Below are 14,974 nucleotides of genomic sequence, written 5' to 3'. Positions count from 1 at the left end.
GTCAAGACGCGACCCATCGGTAGAGGAAACTATCGGCGAGCGCGCTCAGGCCCCACCACAGCAGAATGAAGAGAGCGAGCTCGAGCAGGCTTGGGTGCCAGAGCAGTCGATAGCCCGGCAGGCGCTGCAGGAGCCCGCGCACAATATAGACGAGCACCGCGGCCAGCACGCCCCAGGCGAGCGCCGCCGGCATATAAATGCCGAGCACATTGATCTCCTCGATCATGCGCTTTCCCCAGCTCTTGATGAAACGATATGGGGCGCAGCGGCGGTCGGGAAGAGATTGCAGCGCATTCCTACCAGCGCACGCAAGGCAGGCCGACGATGCTCATCGAGCGGCAGGCTCAGAAGCGCCTCCAAGGCCCGGTCGATTGGCTCGAGCAACCCTGGCGGCGGGGCATCCGCATGGCCATGGCGCCAGCGCTCGTGATAAAACACCGCCAGCCCGGCAAGTACCGCGCCCAGGCGGTGCCGCACATTATGCGGGACATGAGACAACGCCCGGCGGATCGGAATGATATTGCGGCCGATCCTGAGGTCCGCCAGACCGTCAGCGGCATGGAGTCTATCGCCGGCGGTCGCCACCGCCATTCGTGCAGCCACCTGCCCGAGCCGGTCGACCGCTCTTGCCGTCCAGCGGTCCGGACGGAAAGGCCGGCGAATGTCCGCAAGCAGGGCCAGTTCACCCCAGTTCGCGCGCAGGATGCGCCGGGCGGTCCACAGGACATTGGCCGATCGGAACATGCGGGTGACGGCAAGCGTCGCTACAATTCCGCCGAGCTGGGCCAACCCCGTGTTGATGAACAGTGCAAAATCCGCCTGAAAACGCGCGAGAAAGCCCATGGCGACGATAAAGCAGGAGAACATCGGCAAGGCCTGCGGCGAACGTGCGGGATCGGCCTGGATATAGCCCATCCACAGCAAGGCCGGGGCCAGGGTGACGATCAGCATCTCATAGCCATCGACCCGAGGCATGATCACGAAAAGGTAGAGAGCCCCCAACGGAAAGGTCTTGAGCGTAGCCACGAGATAGCGACCGATCACCGGCGCCGGATCGTCCTGTGCGGCAAAAGAACAGGTAATGAGCGCGGCAAAGGCCGCGGTCGCCGATCCATTAGGCCAGGCAAGCAGGATCCAGACGGCGCAATAGAGCCCGATTGCCGTGGCGGTCGCCAGGCCCGCGAGCGCAGCGACGCCATGATCGCGGGCAAGCGAAAAGGATTCTGCGGCAAGAATTTTAGCGCTGGGCCGACCCGGTGACCCGATCCTGTCCGCCAGCCTTCGACTCGCGGCCAATGCGGTCAGGAACTCGGCGATGCGGATGCAGGCGCTCGCGGTCAGCAGGTCGTTCCAGTCGCCGCGCGCCTCAGCGGCGGCCGCCAGCGCCTCGCACCGTCGCACCAGCGATCCCACCCGGTGCAGCTCGCTTTGCTCATCATCCAGCCAGTCGGTGACGTCGGCCAGCAAAGCTTCGAGCATTGGCGGAAGATCGGCGCTTTCACGCAGGCGGTCGAGCCGGTTCGCCGCAGCCGAGGCAAGTGGCAGGATGGTGGCGAGCTGCTGTTGCAAGGCCGTAACCCGTCGCCGGGTCGCGGGAGCCCAGCGCTGATCGAACGGCAAATGGACCGCGATCATGCCGAGTTCGGTGACGTCCGCCGCCAGTGCGCGGCGATGTGCGTCTTCGAGACGGGTATGGTGACTGCCAAGCGCCTCTGAGGTCCAGCGGCGGGCGTGGCCCAAAAAAGACTGGACACGGGCGCGAATAGCCGGCGTTGCGCTCCAAGGTTGCAGCAGCGCATGAACCGCCGTCACGCACAGGATAGCAACCGTCATCTCCTGCACCCGCGCGGCCGTGGTCTCGAAAATATTCCCCGGATCATCGAGATAGGGAAAGCTGATCACCGCCGAGCTGAATGCCGCCATCTGGAACAGGAAAGCACGCGGAGTGCGATCAAGAACCGCAAGATAGATGCAGAAACCTGTCCAGGCCGCGAGGCACAAGACCAGGAGTTCGGGCGAGTTCTGCAAGTTGGGAACGAGCAGGATCGTGACAGCGGCACCGGTTAGTATGCCGCCCAGACGGTAGAGAACCTTGGGCCGAAAGGCACCGGCCATGGGTTGAGCGGTAACGTAGACCGTCAACAGAGCCCACCAGGGGCGGGGCAGACTGGCCGAGAAGGCGATAGCCAGCGTAGCGGCCGCCGCCAGCAAGCTGCTGAGCGAGAAGAGCAGCTTCTGGGGGTCAACCACGAAGGGAGAGGCTGGCAGGCATTTCCCGCCCGCAAACGCAACAAGCATCACTGACAACCATGACAAACGGGATTGTCACGATCGACAGCGACCGTGGTCATTACCTCCCATGGATATGAGACAGCCCTTTAACCGAGCCAGCGCGCTAAACCGTAGATCAAAATATTGATGGAGAAACGCAAATATTTTGCGGTTAATTGCTTTTAGTGGTCGAGCTCGAATTGATGCCCTGGTCTGTCTTGTCCGAAGCATCGGACATATCCTGCCCTTTGCCCGACACAAAGAATGCAGCGATCGGCACGGCGAGGAAAATCAGCAGCATGATCTGCTCCTCACTGAGAAGGCGATATTTGCTGAGGCAATAGAGAGCAAAGGCGAGCCCAGCGAACAGAAGCGTCCACAGTGCCCGTGACCAAGTGAATACGGCCTGTGTAGCAGCGTCGCCCGACATAAACCTCTTCATGCGGCATCCTCTCCCGTCGATGCTCGCTCGTAACCAGCCATCTTCATGGCCTGATGGAGGCAGGGTGAAAGAATGCGCGCCGCGTCGCAAACGAATGTTTTTGTAGGTTAAGCGCAAAAATTCTGAGGTTCGGGCGACGGGAAACAACATCACACGCAGGGGCGTTCGCAAAGCGCGAGTAGGGCGCGCCTATTCGTCCGCCATCAACTGAGGAGATGGCGCTTTCAGAGCCGCTTCGATCAGACGACGCACCTTCCCTCGGCATGCAACGTCCGAACCGCCTGCTGCAGCGGCTTCACGCCGGGCTCGTCGAACGAAACTGCGCATTTCAGCAAAGCTCGGCCGTCTATTCTGGCCTAGCACCGCGATGAGGGCAGGATAGATCCAGATCTGCGTTGCCATCAGTGCTTTCCTCCAGGAATGGCGGAGCGGCCCGGTTTCGTGTCGCGCGACGGCCCTCCCCCCTGTTCTTCCCGACCTACAAAATAGAGCAAGCCCGATCCAACCAAAGCGAATACGGTGGCCATCTTCACGAACTCACTGTGGCCCAAGGCAGCCAGCCAGGCGCCGCCAACTATGATGAGCAGAAGTGGCGCGCCCCAGCGCGGATGATGAGCGCGGGTCGCTAGCCACCAAGCCAGACAGGACAACGATACCGCGACCAGCAAGCTGCCCAACGTCAGGCCGACAGTCGTGGCCAGGATTTTCAACATCGGCATAGCGGCCTCCATCGACATCCCCTCCGCATCCCTCATTCTAATATATCGTGTTACGATATATTTACAAGGGTCCCGCTCATCGCTTCCAGCACTCAAGTCGGGCATCAAGACACGATGATCTGGTCATTATATGGCGCGCGCATCAGGTGCCGAAGCTACCGTCCAAACCATAGGAACGAACTGCGTTCATTCAGCGGCGAATTGGGGATGCCGCAGCGCCCAGATCGGCTCTCGTCCATCTGTCGCCGACTGATAGACGTCAGGGTAGCGGCTCAGTGCGGCATCGACGGCACCCGGATGAAAGGGGGCGTCGGGCTCGAAGCTGTCGAAGCCGCAACGCCGCATGAAGAATACCAGATCAACGAGCACGTCACCGATCGCACGGATTTCGCCTGTGTAGCCCGCCTCGCGCAATATGCTTGCGCTGGAAAAACCACGCCCGTCGCGAAACCGCGGAAAGTCGATCTCGACGAGCCGCACGCGGCCAAGTTCGGGTAACAAGGCGCGGACATCATCGCCCGCCTCGAGAAGCACTGAGGTTGCGTCCTTCTGATTGAGAAACGCATCCAGGGAAACTCCCGGCTCATCCGGTGCCGGATCGTCCCGGAAGCGTAACGGATCACCCATAAATAGCCTCCTTGAACGGATCCATGCCAACGCGGCGATAGCAATCGAGAAAGCGTTCACCTGGCTCGCGAATCTCACGATAGCGTTCGATCGTGCGTTCGACGGCATCGACGATCCCGGTCTCGTCGAAGCCCGGCCCGGTGATCTTGGCCTGCGAAACATCCTCGGCCCCGGACCCGCCAAGCAGCAACTGGTAGTTCTCTGTGCCCTTACGATCGACACCAAGGATACCGATATGGGCCGCGTGGTGATGACCGCAGGCGTTGATGCAGCCCGAAATCTTGATCTTGAGTTCGCCGAGGTCGAGCTGACGATCGAGATCGGCAAAGCGCTCTGCGATCTGTTGGGCGACGGGTATCGAACGCGCGTTGGCCAGGCTGCAATAATCGAGTCCGGGACAAGCGATGATGTCCGTGACGAGGCCGAGATTGACGCTTGCCAGCCCCGCCGCGTCCAGCGCCTGCCAGACCGCATGGAGATCCCGCTTGCGCACATGGGGCAGCACGAGATTCTGGACATGCGTCGAGCGCAGGTCATCGAAGCTGTAGCGTTCGGCAAGGTCGGCCACGAGCTCCATCTGCTCGGCTGAAATGTCGCCGGTTATACCCCCGTCGGGTTTGAGGCTGATATTGACGATGGCATAACCGGGCGCCTTATGTGCGGCGACCTGGCGATCGACCCATAGCGCGAAGTCGGGATCGGAGCGGTCGAGCTCCTCGGAAAGCCCGGTCTCGAACGGCGGCGGGTCAAAATGGGCGGCAATCCTGTCATACTCGGCCTGCGGAAAATCCCGGCCCAGCGTCAGGATGTGCTCGAACTCCATCTCCACCTGACGGCGGAACTCTTCTTCTCCCAGTTCATGGACAAGGATCTTCATCCGCTGCTTGTGGATGTTGTCGCGCCGCGCATGCCGGTTCCACACCCGCAGGATCGCTTGGATATAGGAGAAAATCTGGCCTGCCGGACAGAACCCCCTGATCGGGAAAGCGATAATCGGCGTGCGCCCCATACCGCCGCCAGCATAGACCTCGAAGCCCTGCTCACCGCTCTCGTTCTTGACGATGCGCAGCGCACAGTCGTGCCAGCGCAGCGCGGCACGGTCTTCCTGCGCGGCGATCACTGCGATCTTGAACTTGCGCGGCAGATAACTGAACTCTGGATGGAACGTCGTGGCTTGGCGGATCAGTTCGGCCCAGGGCCGCGGATCGCATATCTCATCGGGAGCGGCCCCGGCATAATGATCGGCCGAGAGGTTGCGGATGCTCTCGCCGCTCGTCTGGATGGCGTGCATTTCCACCGTCGCAAGCTCGGCGAGGATGTCGGGCGCCTCTGCCAGTTTGATCCAGTTATATTGGATGTTCTGTCGTGTCGTGAAATGACCGTAGCCTCGGTCATATTTGCGCGCGATATGCGCCAGCTTGCGCATTTGCCGCGAATTGAGCGTGCCGTAAGGCACCGCTACGCGCAGCATATAAGCGTGCAGTTGCAGGTAGAGCCCATTCTTGAGCCGCAGAGGCTTGAACTGGTCTTCGCTGAGATGGCCTTCGATCCGACGGCGCGTCTGGTCGCGAAACTCTTCGACCCGGGCATCGACCATGGCCTGATCATACTCGTCGTATTTGTACATATCAGCCTCTTACGCCCAAGGGAGCATCAGGATGGCATCATGATCACTCATGCACAAAATGACTTTTAATGCATCGATCCATCAAAATAATTGCTCGATAAGGCAGGTCGCTGCAGGTCAATAACCATGGGCCGATCGTTGCAAACCGGCATTGAGGGCAATCTCGGCCTTAACATGTCTGTTACATACAGGTATGGTGTTTGCAGATTGTTTCTCGGGAGTTTTGCGTGCGGCTGACACGCTACACGGATTATTCACTGCGGGTCTTGATTCACCTGGCCCTTCACGAAGAGCGCCTGTGTTCGATCGGCGAAATCGCGCGGGCTTATGATGTCTCCCACAATCACCTGATGAAGGTCGTCAACGCCCTGGCGCACGACGGCTTCATCGAAACCGTTCGCGGTCGCGCCGGCGGCATGCGTCTCGCCCGACCAGCGGATGAGATCACCGTCGGCGAGGTCGTCCGCCGCACCGAGGAAGGCTTCCAACTCGCAGATTGTTCCGGGTGTGCGCTGTCTCCCGCATGTGGACTGACCGGCGTGCTGGCGCAAGGCATGCAGGCGATGATGGCGGTATTCGATACCTACCGGATTTCCGATCTCCTGTCCGATCGTGAGGCCATGAAGCGGCTGATTAACCGCCAATCACCGCTCGGCGTCGGCATGGACTAAATGATACAGCTTGCGGGTTTCCGCGCAGGTCAATGCTCCGCTTCAAGATGCGCTGCGGCGCGATCGATGTTGACCCGATGGCTCTCGAGCATCTCGCGAAGATCGGCATGCAATGCCTCGTCACGAACCCTAGGGGTCAGAGATTCCAGTTTGCGAACCACCCAGGCTTGTCCGCGCTTGAGAAAGGCGAGCCTTTCAAGCGGATCAGGGATTGCCAACGCCTTCTTGTAAAAGGCGCCGGTCTTGCGTGAGGGCGCTGCGCCCAATCGCCTGATCTGCCTCGAGAGCATCGCGCACCAACGTGCTTCGTCGGCACGGACCGATCGCATCAGTTCGGCGTAGTCGGGATCGTTCGCCGACTTGGCGCTGGCGAGCGCGACGCGGGCGCCGGCCCGTTCGGCTTCCAGCAGTTCGTTGAGCGCCGCGAGGATCTCCTCGCGACCGACAAAGCCCATGTAAATGTCATCGGCTTCGCTGGCGTAGCAAACGGGTGACGATGGTTCGTTCACGGTCATGCTGTAATCGCCGCGGCCGCCTTGAGGCCGGCACGAATGCGGTCCATCACGCCCGGGTCGGCCTTTGTGCTGTGGACGACATAGGCCGAGTACGAAAATTCAGGACTTCCGGGGACGAGAGCGAGGCGGCCTTCCTCGAGATAGGAGCGGATGAAGCCTTTGCGAAAATAGCCGCTACCCCCTGTCGCCAGGATATAATCGAGCGCGAGCGGACCATAGCTTATCGAAACGACGGCGTTAGGCTGATCCGGGAAAGCGGCGTGATAGCTCCCGGCAAACTCCTCACCCCAATCGATCTGAACATGATCTTCCGGTGCGAGAGGGCTGCTGGTTGGCGTGGTCCGCACCAGGACCAACTTTTCCTCGAACAAGAGTTCGGCGATGATCCCCGGACGGCTCGGCGCGGCATAGAGCACCGCCATATCGAGTGAGCCATCCTGGACCTGCTCCATCAGGCGTTCGGATGTGTCGATATGGGTGCTTACCGCGATTTCCGGACATTCCCGACGCATCCAGAGCAGCCAGTGCCGCAGCAAGGGACTCCACAGACTGAGCTCGGCGCCGACCGTTACCACGGTCTCCCGTCCCGGCGGGAGCGCGACGGCGCGGCGCGCCCGATCCCAGACCTGCACTATGGTGGTTGCAAAGCGCAGAAACTGCTCGCCCGCCGGTGTCAGCTTCGCACCTGCCTTGTTGCGGATGAATACTGGCCGATCGAGCAGGTCCTCAAGCACCCGGATGCGGGCACTGACTGCGGTCTGCGTGAGGTGAAGGTTCGACGCAGCGTTCACAAAACTGCCGGTTTTGACGACTTCCAAGAATGTGCGCGCAACATTGATATCCATAAGCCATCATCCTTGCGCTCAATGCGCAATAATATTCATTTGCTTGCTTCATGGTAGCGGGCCGATGATGGGATCACAAGGCAAGACCCGTGTGATCGACCCTGGACAGGCACCAACAACCATAAGGCGTCCAACGGTTTGGGCGAACTTTCAGATGAAACCTTTAGGCCGCTTCACGCCCGAACCGCCGCCGCCGCGGGCCGAAATCTGGAAAGTCAGCATAGCGCTGGCGTTGCTGGTTTTAGGGATAGGCATAGCACTTTTCAGTTTTTACGACGCTGGTGCGATCAGTGACGATGTCTTCGTTGCCGTGGTGGTCTTCGTGATCGCGGTTTGTATCGGTGTGATCCTCTCTCTCGATTGGGAACAAACGGCACATCGCCGAGTGCGTCAGCCCTGGCAGGAAGTGCCCCCTCCGTTTGACTTCATTGCGCTGTGGTCATCTGAAGACCGACAGCCGTCGGGTGAAGATGCCCCTAATCTTCAGGAAACCTGCCGCCGCAAACCGCCTCCCTCGTCACGGACAAAGCTGCCGTGAAGGCTGACAACGATGATGACCGACAAGCGCGTGGACCAGAGCGCCCGCCCTCCATGTCCGGGCTCTATCTGATTTTCGCCGCAAGCATCGCCTTCGTCTCGATCCGCCTTTTTGTCGATTTGCTCCGCCAAAACGGCTTCGTCGCCGAAGGGGACGGCAATGGGATAGTGCTGTTCGCCATGCCGATAGCCCTCCTCGTGATCGTGGGGCTCGGACCGGGAACCCGGTGCTAATTTATATCCAATATCTTTGCTGATAAATAATGATAACATTCGTTTGTATGATGCTTCGTCCATCTCCACATCAGATCTGCGATATGAAGGAGTTCCCATGGCCATTCAGCTCGGGCAGATCGCCCCCGATTTCGAGCAGGACAGCACGCACGGTCGCATCAGCTTCCACGATTGGCTCGGCGGAAGCTGGGGTGTCCTGTTCAGCCATCCCAAGAATTTTACGCCGGTCTGCACGACGGAACTGGGCGAGGTTGCCAAGCTCCGGTCCGAAGGGGACAAACGCAACGTCAAACCCATTGGCCTCTCGGTGGATCCGGTCGAAGCCCATCACAAATGGGAGCTCGACATTCACGAAACCCAAGGGACGAAACTCGACTTCCCGATGATCGCGGATGCCAACACCAAGGTGTCGGCGCTCTACGACATGATCCACCCCGAGAGCGACCCGACGGTCACTGTCCGTTCCGTCTTCGTCATCGATCCGTCACGCAAGGTGCGGCTGATCCTGACCTACCCGCCTTCGACCGGTCGGAATTTTGCCGAGATTCTCCGTGCCATCGACAGCCTTCAACTTACAGATGCCCGTAGCATCGCAACGCCCGTCAACTGGGAACCTGGCGAGCCGGTCGTCATATCGCCGAAGCTGTCGGACGAGGAGGCATCCCGGCAGTTCCCACAAGGCTACAAGACACTGAAGCCCTACCTTCGGGTCGTCGATCTGCAGGCTCCCGGGCAATGAGGCAATTGGAGGAGAGTGGAAAAAGACAGACCGCCGCCGACGGAGCAGACGACGGCGGCCTCTCCGACCTGTTGGCCCGCAACCGCGTATGGGCTGACGCCAAAACCCTGATCGATCCCGGATTCTTTAAACGGCTCGTAGGCCAGCAGCGGCCACGCTACTTCTGGATCGGCTGTTCGGACAGCCGGGTGCCGGCCACCGAAATCGTCGATCTCGATCCCGGCGAGATGTTTGTTCATCGCAACGTCGCCAATCTCGCCACGCCGAGCGATCCTAACTTCGCCGCCGCCTTGGAGTTCGCGGTCGATGTTTTGAAGGTCGAGCACATCATCGTCGTGGGCCATTACGGGTGCGGCGGGATTCAAGCGGCAATGGCACCGGACAGGGACGACGCGATCGGGCTTTGGCTCGCACCGGTGCGTGAGCTCTATCAAACAGTCTGCTGCACCCCGGATACCAATGCAGACCGTTTGTGCGAACATAATATCCGCGCCCAGGTGAAAGCACTCGCAGCCAACCCATTGGTCGTTCGGGCCTGGGCGCAGCACGCTTCGCTAACACTTCACGGTTGGGTGTACGCCATTGGAGACGGCCTCCTCCAACCGGTCTGCTCACCCGTCAGCCGCGACCCCGATGAGGCAGTTCTGGTTGTAGGCGCGTCATGAACGCCGTGCGCGCCCTGCGCCGCGTGAGGGCGATTGGTCACGACGACAGCCTCGTCGACGCCATCTCCGCGTGCCAGGGCGCGTGTGAACCCGATCGCGACATCGATTCACGGATTGCGCTGGCCGTATTTCCGGCGCTGCGCAGTTTGACCGTTATTGCTCCCGGAGTCTGGCTGCAGGACGACGGAAGCCACGTTCGGGCACTGCTCTACACGGCGACTTGCCGCGCTGCCGCTATGTTGGTGCCACCCGGCTATTGGATCGAAGCCGGCCCCGAGGGGACCACCGTGGTGGGCGAGCTTGGCCAATGGACAGCCCATCACCCGGTTGGGGCAATCGCCCTGTGTATGGCCGCGCTCTATGCGCGAAGGGCAGAACTGTCCTATGCACATTGACAGCCCTCACCAAACACCATTGCAGCGCCCTGTGCCGCTGCATCAGCAATGATCCCGCAGCCCTCATCATCAGGACCGTCCTACAGGCTTATCTGCGCCGGATGGGGTCACACTCGTCATCACGCGGCGGCCGAAACGATTTCCGGCGCTATTTCTGCTCAAGGAGACAAGCGATGGCTGATCAAAGCCGCAATGCTGTAATAGCCCAATCCGACCTTGAGAGGCTCGTCTTCGAATTGCCTCCCCTGCCCTATGGGACCAAGGATCTCGAGCCTGTCCTCTCGGCGGAAACACTGGAGATCCACCACGGCAAACATCACGCACGCTACGTGGAAACGCTCAATCGGCTGCTGGCCGAGCAGAATTTCTCGGCCCACACGCTCGAGGAAATCATCCGTATCGCGCACGGCAGCGGCGCGAAGGGCGTCTTCAACAATGCAGCCCAGGCATGGAACCATAGCTTCTTTTGGGAGAGCATGGCGCCGAAAACGGTTAAACCTGCCGGGCTGCTCGCCAGCGCCATTTCGTCCGAATTCGGGAGTCTCGAAACGCTCAGACAGCGTTTTTCCGCTGAAGGAACGGGCCATTTCGGATCGGGCTGGGTCTGGCTTATCGCGAAGGGCGGCAAGCTCGAGGTGCTCTCGACCCACGACGCGGGTAGTCCGATCCTTGAGGAAGGGGTGACGCCGCTGCTTGCTTGCGATGTGTGGGAGCATGCCTACTACATCGATTACCGCCAGGATCGCGCGGGCTGGATCACGTCCTGGTGGAACAGGCTCGCAAATTGGAGCTTCGCCGAAACGCAGTTTGACGCAGCGATCGGCCAGCGCAAGCCGTGGCGCTATCCACCATCACAGACCGCCCGTTGAATAAGGAGGAGAAGTAAATGCTCGTTGACGTTTTGGCTGGCGATAGCAGTTCCCCAGCAGCCCGGGGCAGTTTTCACTTCGCGCGGTCACCCCAGGCAGGCGAAGAGATCGAGATCGACGGAACGGTCGTCGTCGTGACGCGGGCCTGGCATCGGCCCAGCATCTATTACCAGGGTGCCAAGTTCGCGATTCTCGTCGAGGAACCTGTCGCTGACGCCCAAGTGCGTCCAGAAGTCCGAGATCACGCCGACATGGCGGTTTGAGTAGACGCGGAGAAGGGCGATGTCGCCCTTCTCCGCGCTCAGTCAGGCGGCGAGCAATTCGTCCGCCGGACCGAAGAATTCGTAATGAATGCGGTCGGATGGGACGCCAGCCAGCGACAAGGTCGAGACGGCGTGCCGCAGAAACGGGCGTGGTCCGCAGATATAATAATCAGCCTCAGCCAACGGCGTATTGGCAGTCAGCCATTCGTCGGTGATGATACCGGCGACGTCATAATCCTGCCCTGCGACTTCATCTTCCAGCGGGGTCTGATGGAAATCGGTTACGGTGATCGACTTGTTCCCCCCAGCGAGAGCGCGAACATGATCGCGCATTGCATGCGTATCGCGGTCATGGGTTCCATGGACATAGTGCACGGGGACTCTGGCGCCGCCTTCGGCAAGCGTTTCGAGCATCGCCACCATCGGCGTCAGGCCCACACCGCCCGACAGGAGGATCACCGGGCGTTCGACATGCGCTGCCAGGAAGAATTCGCCTGCCGGCGCCGCCACTTTGAGCACCGTGCCCGGTTTGGCGTGATCATGGAGCCAGCCCGACGCAAGGCCATGCGGTTCGCGCTTGACCGAAATGCGATAGGTCTCGCGGTTGGGGGCTGCTGAAATCGAATAGTTGCGCTTGACGGGCGGATGCCCCGGAATTTCGAGCCAGAAGGTCAGATACTGCCCCGGCTTGTGCCGCATGACGGCCCCGCCATCGACGGGGCGCAGAATAAAGGAATTGATGACGCTGCTCTCACGCACGACGTCCTCGACGCGAAATTCGCGCCAGCCATTCCATCCGCCGCTCGCGTCCTTCTGCTCCGAGTAGACCCGTTGCTCGCGGGCGATCAGGATGTTGGCCAGGAACCAGTAGGCTTCGCCCCAGGCAGCAAGAATTTCATCGGTCGCCGCATCGCCCAGCACTGCCTTGATCGCCCCCAGGAGCGCCTCGGCAACGTGCGGATAATGTTCAGGCAGAATCTGCAGGCCAACATGCTTCTGCGCGATCCGCTCAACCGCCGGCGCGAGCGCACCGAGATTTTCAATGTTGCTCGCATAGGCGAGAATAGCGCCGGTAAGCGCGCGTGGCTGCGAACCGGCGTCGCCATGATGCGACTGATTGAAAAGGTCACGAATTTCCGGATTCTGGAACATACGGGAATACATCTCGTGCACGATGTCGAGGCCATGGGCTTCGAGTGCGGGCACGGTCGCCTTGACGAGCGCTATGGTCTGATCGCTGAGGGGCTGCGTCATCAACTTCTCCTTTTTGCATGCGTTGGAAATCTCGGAATGTCAGAGCCCGGGCTTGTGATCGTAAAAATCCACCCGCATCTTCATTGGCCCTGTCGGCGTTACGAAATGCGGTTGCTGGGGGAGGAGCAAACCAGGCTGGTCCGGCGTCAGGACGATCTCCGAAGGTGGCTCGAGGTAGGTTAGTCTGAGTTCGCCTTCGAGAACCCGGATCACGCCCCAAATACCTGCCTTCGTGTCATGTCGCGCGCGCAAGGCAGCCGGCAGCGTATCCTGATTGAACACCGGCGTGGAACGATAAGGCAAGTTGTCAGTCATGGGCTTGCACTCGTCGCTCGGGCGCATCCGCCTGTTTGGCTCTAGTGCCCGTTGCGGCACCCCGCCCTTCCAGTTGGAAGAACATCGCGAGTTGCAGGCTCTCGGCGATCCGCCTCGCCTTCGCCTGTAGTGCCGCGGCCGCTTCTGACGTCATCATGTCATTGGTCGTTTGCACCCAGAGCGCGAGCCACCGCTCGAAGAGCGCGGGCGTTATCCTGGCCTTATGCTTCAAATGGGCCGGCACCGGTTGCCCCTTGTATCGGCCACTGGTGAGCATGACGGAGGACCAGAACGCAGCCAGCTTCCCGAGATGCTCCGGCCAGTCGTCGATCGCATCGTTGAAAATCGGCCCAAGTTCGGGATCAGCGCGGATCCGCGCGTAAAATTCCTCCACTAAGGGAAGCAGGTCTTCTTCCCTGATTTTCGAGACACCGTCCACGACTCGCGCTCCAATCATGCATATATAATACATCTATCATTATTGCGCATAAACGCAAGGCTAGCGTATATTTCCAGGTCGTCGGTCGCGGCGATGTACACAGCCTGAGATCGGGCCTTCACCCGCGCAGAGCGCGGTGAACGCCTCGTTGAAGTCCGTAACCGCATCGTGCTTCTCGGCCTCGGCCGTACTGCGCCCAGGACGAAAGGACCACGCCTCGATGCAAGCAGATTACCCGATGACGCACTTCTGCGTCTGATCCAAAGCCATGCCGATCCGCATGTCGTCGCCACCTTGCGGGTCGAACGACAAAGGCGACTGCAAACAATAACGGGGCCGAAACCGTAGCAGCGGCTTCGACCCCGTCGATTGAATGAGACCCATGCATTACCGTGGATCAACCAGAGCAACGCCTGAACGTCGACTCCGGCTCCATCCATAATAGATCGCAATGGGTCAATTTAAGATGAACGAACCTGCATGGCTCGTTCCCGCGCATTAGCGCACATCACCCGAAGGACATCACCCGAAGGACAAACCTATGACTATCTCGTCTCTCTCAGCCCGCCGCCGCCATCTCACCTCGTTCGAGAAGTGCTATGCCGTCGCCTGTCAGCTTCGCGACACCACCGGCGCCGACCAGTTCGTCGTGCGCACCGACAACCCTTTACAACCCTTCCGCGTCTCGCGGCATCAGCCGAGCGAGCCGGAAACCATCCTTGCGCTCGTAGCCTGAGCGCTCAATTCCAGACCGTCTGATCCGCCACCAGTTCGGCGGGGGTTTTGCCGGCGACCAGATTTCGGGCCGAGACATGCAGCAGTTGCGCCCCCGATTCCCGAACGGCCCGAGCCATGTAGGCACGACGGTTGGCGAGGATCGCGAGCCAACGCGTATCCTTCACGGTCTCTTTCAGATCCCGTTCGCAGGTCAGATACCACAGCTTCATCTGCAGCGGGTTCTTGTCCTTGAGGATCTCCTCAAAGGCCAGATAGCCCTCGCCATAGCGCACGCCCTTGCGATCGTCGTTCCACAGGTCGAAATAGGCATCGGCCATTTCACGGGTCGCGAAATATCCGGCATCCAGGCTCTCACCCATAAGGGCTCCCGCCAGCAGCCGGCGAACAGGTCGAAGTTCGACATCGTTCACCGCGTCCATCAGGGGCAGATCGTAATCGTACCCTTCTAGTACGTCCTTCATCTTCATAGGTTGTCCTCCTTCGGTGAGACCTATGGACGGGTTCGAACATTAAGGGAACGTCCTAGTCAAGGCTCATGCGGTCATTCAAATGACCGGGGATTTCATTTTCGAGAACTTAGGTCTCTCATGAAATTAACCGTTCGTTAGGAATTGAAACTCAAAACTCGCCCCGGCGAGCGAGAAGCAGTCTTGTTCCCCGCCGGTCTGGCAATCCCGATACCCCCTGTCCCATAATATTTGCCAGACCGGCAACCCGCACCGCGAGCGGTGCAGTCACAAGGCCCCATGGCACCTTGAGAAAAGTGGGCCGTGAAGGTTAGGTTGTTCGCGACATGACCGGAGATCTTG

At 60.1% G+C, this 14,974-nt stretch carries 22 protein-coding genes; 9 read left to right on the top strand and 13 right to left on the bottom strand.

All coding sequences use genetic code 11. The annotated features are described in order from the left end of the window. Window position 1: 1 nt before the first annotated feature. From BES08_RS27540 to BES08_RS27515, 7 genes are all read right to left on the bottom strand, one after another. Window positions 2–226 (bottom strand): DUF1656 domain-containing protein, encoded by a 225-nt coding sequence (locus tag BES08_RS27540; protein WP_008828027.1) that lies wholly within the window; start codon window positions 224–226, stop codon window positions 2–4. Further along, window positions 223–2,298 (bottom strand): FUSC family protein, encoded by a 2,076-nt coding sequence (locus tag BES08_RS27535; protein ID WP_069709973.1) that lies wholly within the window; start codon window positions 2,296–2,298, stop codon window positions 223–225. The genes BES08_RS27540 and BES08_RS27535 overlap by 4 nt, the downstream gene beginning before the upstream one ends. 145 nt (window positions 2,299–2,443) lie before the next feature. Then, window positions 2,444–2,713 carry a hypothetical protein gene (locus BES08_RS27530; protein ID WP_008828732.1) on the bottom strand — a complete coding sequence of 90 codons (270 nt, stop codon included), beginning with the start codon at window positions 2,711–2,713 and terminating at the stop codon, window positions 2,444–2,446. 189 nt (window positions 2,714–2,902) lie between these two features. After that, window positions 2,903–3,115, bottom strand: coding sequence for a hypothetical protein (locus BES08_RS33270; protein ID WP_156800007.1), 213 nt, complete (start codon window positions 3,113–3,115; stop codon window positions 2,903–2,905). Further along, window positions 3,115–3,444: a hypothetical protein gene (locus tag BES08_RS27525; RefSeq protein ID WP_231958384.1), complete on the bottom strand. Its 330-nt coding sequence runs from the start codon at window positions 3,442–3,444 to the stop codon at window positions 3,115–3,117. Before BES08_RS27525 ends, BES08_RS33270 begins: the two co-directional genes overlap by 1 nt. Window positions 3,445–3,618: 174 nt before the next feature. Next, window positions 3,619–4,059: a DUF934 domain-containing protein gene (locus BES08_RS27520; protein WP_008828734.1), complete on the bottom strand. Its 441-nt coding sequence runs from the start codon at window positions 4,057–4,059 to the stop codon at window positions 3,619–3,621. Beyond that, window positions 4,052–5,686 (bottom strand): nitrite/sulfite reductase, encoded by a 1,635-nt coding sequence (locus BES08_RS27515; protein WP_008828735.1) that lies wholly within the window; start codon window positions 5,684–5,686, stop codon window positions 4,052–4,054. The genes BES08_RS27520 and BES08_RS27515 overlap by 8 nt, the downstream gene beginning before the upstream one ends. 227 nt (window positions 5,687–5,913) lie before the next feature. Here BES08_RS27515 and BES08_RS27510 point away from each other — a divergent pair, with 227 nt between their 5' ends. Further along, the gene (locus BES08_RS27510; protein WP_008828736.1) at window positions 5,914–6,357 is read left to right on the top strand and encodes an Rrf2 family transcriptional regulator; all 444 of its coding nucleotides are present in this window, start codon (window positions 5,914–5,916) and stop codon (window positions 6,355–6,357) included. Window positions 6,358–6,386: 29 nt separating this feature from the next. Here the strand turns inward: BES08_RS27510 and BES08_RS27505 are convergent, their stop codons facing one another. Beyond that, window positions 6,387–6,872, bottom strand: a complete 486-nt coding sequence (locus tag BES08_RS27505) for a DUF6306 domain-containing protein (protein ID WP_069709972.1) — start codon at window positions 6,870–6,872, stop codon at window positions 6,387–6,389. Next, complete coding sequence (locus BES08_RS27500; RefSeq protein WP_008828738.1) at window positions 6,869–7,717, bottom strand: LysR family transcriptional regulator; 849 nt, start codon at window positions 7,715–7,717, stop codon at window positions 6,869–6,871. The genes BES08_RS27505 and BES08_RS27500 overlap by 4 nt, the downstream gene beginning before the upstream one ends. A gap of 64 nt (window positions 7,718–7,781) precedes the next feature. Between BES08_RS27500 and BES08_RS33265 the strand changes: the two genes are divergently transcribed. From BES08_RS33265 to BES08_RS27470, 7 genes are all read left to right on the top strand, one after another. Further along, window positions 7,782–8,255: a hypothetical protein gene (locus BES08_RS33265; RefSeq protein ID WP_156800006.1), complete on the top strand. Its 474-nt coding sequence runs from the start codon at window positions 7,782–7,784 to the stop codon at window positions 8,253–8,255. A gap of 53 nt (window positions 8,256–8,308) precedes the next feature. Continuing rightward, window positions 8,309–8,488, top strand: coding sequence for a hypothetical protein (locus tag BES08_RS27495; RefSeq protein ID WP_069709971.1), 180 nt, complete (start codon window positions 8,309–8,311; stop codon window positions 8,486–8,488). 97 nt (window positions 8,489–8,585) lie between these two features. Then, on the top strand, window positions 8,586–9,227 hold the full coding sequence (locus tag BES08_RS27490) for a peroxiredoxin (RefSeq protein ID WP_069709970.1): 642 nt from the start codon (window positions 8,586–8,588) through the stop codon (window positions 9,225–9,227). Next, window positions 9,224–9,892 carry a carbonic anhydrase gene (locus BES08_RS27485; protein ID WP_211152033.1) on the top strand — a complete coding sequence of 223 codons (669 nt, stop codon included), beginning with the start codon at window positions 9,224–9,226 and terminating at the stop codon, window positions 9,890–9,892. Before BES08_RS27490 ends, BES08_RS27485 begins: the two co-directional genes overlap by 4 nt. Then, complete coding sequence (locus tag BES08_RS27480; protein WP_069709969.1) at window positions 9,889–10,287, top strand: hypothetical protein; 399 nt, start codon at window positions 9,889–9,891, stop codon at window positions 10,285–10,287. The genes BES08_RS27485 and BES08_RS27480 overlap by 4 nt, the downstream gene beginning before the upstream one ends. Before the next feature lie 173 nt (window positions 10,288–10,460). After that, complete coding sequence (locus BES08_RS27475) at window positions 10,461–11,156, top strand: superoxide dismutase (RefSeq protein WP_069709968.1); 696 nt, start codon at window positions 10,461–10,463, stop codon at window positions 11,154–11,156. A gap of 17 nt (window positions 11,157–11,173) precedes the next feature. Beyond that, window positions 11,174–11,419, top strand: coding sequence for a hypothetical protein (locus BES08_RS27470; RefSeq protein WP_020820532.1), 246 nt, complete (start codon window positions 11,174–11,176; stop codon window positions 11,417–11,419). Window positions 11,420–11,461: 42 nt separating this feature from the next. Here the strand turns inward: BES08_RS27470 and hmpA are convergent, their stop codons facing one another. From hmpA to BES08_RS27455, 3 genes are read right to left on the bottom strand one after another with little or no spacing between them, the layout of a single operon-like run. Then, window positions 11,462–12,673 carry an NO-inducible flavohemoprotein gene (hmpA, locus tag BES08_RS27465; protein ID WP_069709967.1) on the bottom strand — a complete coding sequence of 404 codons (1,212 nt, stop codon included), beginning with the start codon at window positions 12,671–12,673 and terminating at the stop codon, window positions 11,462–11,464. 39 nt (window positions 12,674–12,712) lie between these two features. Further along, window positions 12,713–12,988, bottom strand: a complete 276-nt coding sequence (locus BES08_RS27460) for a TehB family protein (protein ID WP_069709966.1) — start codon at window positions 12,986–12,988, stop codon at window positions 12,713–12,715. After that, a complete protein-coding gene (locus BES08_RS27455; RefSeq protein WP_083274872.1) occupies window positions 12,981–13,460 on the bottom strand; it encodes a group III truncated hemoglobin in 480 nt (159 codons plus the stop codon). The genes BES08_RS27460 and BES08_RS27455 overlap by 8 nt, the downstream gene beginning before the upstream one ends. A 508-nt stretch (window positions 13,461–13,968) precedes the next feature. On the opposite strand from BES08_RS27455, the gene BES08_RS27450 reads away from it, so the two are divergent. Further along, window positions 13,969–14,163, top strand: a complete 195-nt coding sequence (locus BES08_RS27450; protein ID WP_069709965.1) for a hypothetical protein — start codon at window positions 13,969–13,971, stop codon at window positions 14,161–14,163. A gap of 4 nt (window positions 14,164–14,167) precedes the next feature. Here BES08_RS27450 and BES08_RS27445 read toward each other — a convergent pair whose 3' ends face one another. Next, the gene (locus BES08_RS27445) at window positions 14,168–14,632 is read right to left on the bottom strand and encodes a hypothetical protein (protein ID WP_069709964.1); all 465 of its coding nucleotides are present in this window, start codon (window positions 14,630–14,632) and stop codon (window positions 14,168–14,170) included. Between the last annotated feature and the right edge of the window lie 342 nt (window positions 14,633–14,974).

The sequence above is a fragment of the Novosphingobium resinovorum genome, from assembly GCF_001742225.1.
GTDB lineage: Bacteria > Pseudomonadota > Alphaproteobacteria > Sphingomonadales > Sphingomonadaceae > Novosphingobium > Novosphingobium resinovorum_A.
Note: the sequence above shows the minus strand (reverse complement) of the source record. Positions and strands in the feature narration are given on the sequence as shown.

Excerpts from the sequence above, each read along its gene's own strand:
- BES08_RS27515 (WP_008828735.1), bottom strand. The coding sequence starts at position 5,686 with ATGTACAAATACGACGAGTATGATCAGGCCATGGTCGATGCCCGGGTC.
- BES08_RS27495 (WP_069709971.1), top strand. The coding sequence starts at position 8,309 with ATGTCCGGGCTCTATCTGATTTTCGCCGCAAGCATCGCCTTCGTCTCG.
- BES08_RS27460 (WP_069709966.1), bottom strand. The coding sequence starts at position 12,988 with ATGACTGACAACTTGCCTTATCGTTCCACGCCGGTGTTCAATCAGGAT.
- BES08_RS27455 (WP_083274872.1), bottom strand. The coding sequence starts at position 13,460 with ATGTATTATATATGCATGATTGGAGCGCGAGTCGTGGACGGTGTCTCG.
- BES08_RS27520 (WP_008828734.1), bottom strand. The coding sequence starts at position 4,059 with ATGGGTGATCCGTTACGCTTCCGGGACGATCCGGCACCGGATGAGCCG.
- BES08_RS27505 (WP_069709972.1), bottom strand. The coding sequence starts at position 6,872 with ATGACCGTGAACGAACCATCGTCACCCGTTTGCTACGCCAGCGAAGCC.
- hmpA (WP_069709967.1), bottom strand. The coding sequence starts at position 12,673 with ATGACGCAGCCCCTCAGCGATCAGACCATAGCGCTCGTCAAGGCGACC.
- BES08_RS27450 (WP_069709965.1), top strand. The coding sequence starts at position 13,969 with ATGACTATCTCGTCTCTCTCAGCCCGCCGCCGCCATCTCACCTCGTTC.
- BES08_RS33270 (WP_156800007.1), bottom strand. The coding sequence starts at position 3,115 with ATGGCAACGCAGATCTGGATCTATCCTGCCCTCATCGCGGTGCTAGGC.
- BES08_RS27500 (WP_008828738.1), bottom strand. The coding sequence starts at position 7,717 with ATGGATATCAATGTTGCGCGCACATTCTTGGAAGTCGTCAAAACCGGC.
- BES08_RS27470 (WP_020820532.1), top strand. The coding sequence starts at position 11,174 with ATGCTCGTTGACGTTTTGGCTGGCGATAGCAGTTCCCCAGCAGCCCGG.
- BES08_RS27540 (WP_008828027.1), bottom strand. The coding sequence starts at position 226 with ATGATCGAGGAGATCAATGTGCTCGGCATTTATATGCCGGCGGCGCTC.
- BES08_RS27530 (WP_008828732.1), bottom strand. The coding sequence starts at position 2,713 with ATGAAGAGGTTTATGTCGGGCGACGCTGCTACACAGGCCGTATTCACT.
- BES08_RS27445 (WP_069709964.1), bottom strand. The coding sequence starts at position 14,632 with ATGAAGATGAAGGACGTACTAGAAGGGTACGATTACGATCTGCCCCTG.
- BES08_RS27525 (WP_231958384.1), bottom strand. The coding sequence starts at position 3,444 with ATGGAGGCCGCTATGCCGATGTTGAAAATCCTGGCCACGACTGTCGGC.
- BES08_RS33265 (WP_156800006.1), top strand. The coding sequence starts at position 7,782 with ATGATGGGATCACAAGGCAAGACCCGTGTGATCGACCCTGGACAGGCA.
- BES08_RS27480 (WP_069709969.1), top strand. The coding sequence starts at position 9,889 with ATGAACGCCGTGCGCGCCCTGCGCCGCGTGAGGGCGATTGGTCACGAC.
- BES08_RS27485 (WP_211152033.1), top strand. The coding sequence starts at position 9,224 with ATGAGGCAATTGGAGGAGAGTGGAAAAAGACAGACCGCCGCCGACGGA.
- BES08_RS27490 (WP_069709970.1), top strand. The coding sequence starts at position 8,586 with ATGGCCATTCAGCTCGGGCAGATCGCCCCCGATTTCGAGCAGGACAGC.
- BES08_RS27475 (WP_069709968.1), top strand. The coding sequence starts at position 10,461 with ATGGCTGATCAAAGCCGCAATGCTGTAATAGCCCAATCCGACCTTGAG.
- BES08_RS27535 (WP_069709973.1), bottom strand. The coding sequence starts at position 2,298 with ATGCTTGTTGCGTTTGCGGGCGGGAAATGCCTGCCAGCCTCTCCCTTC.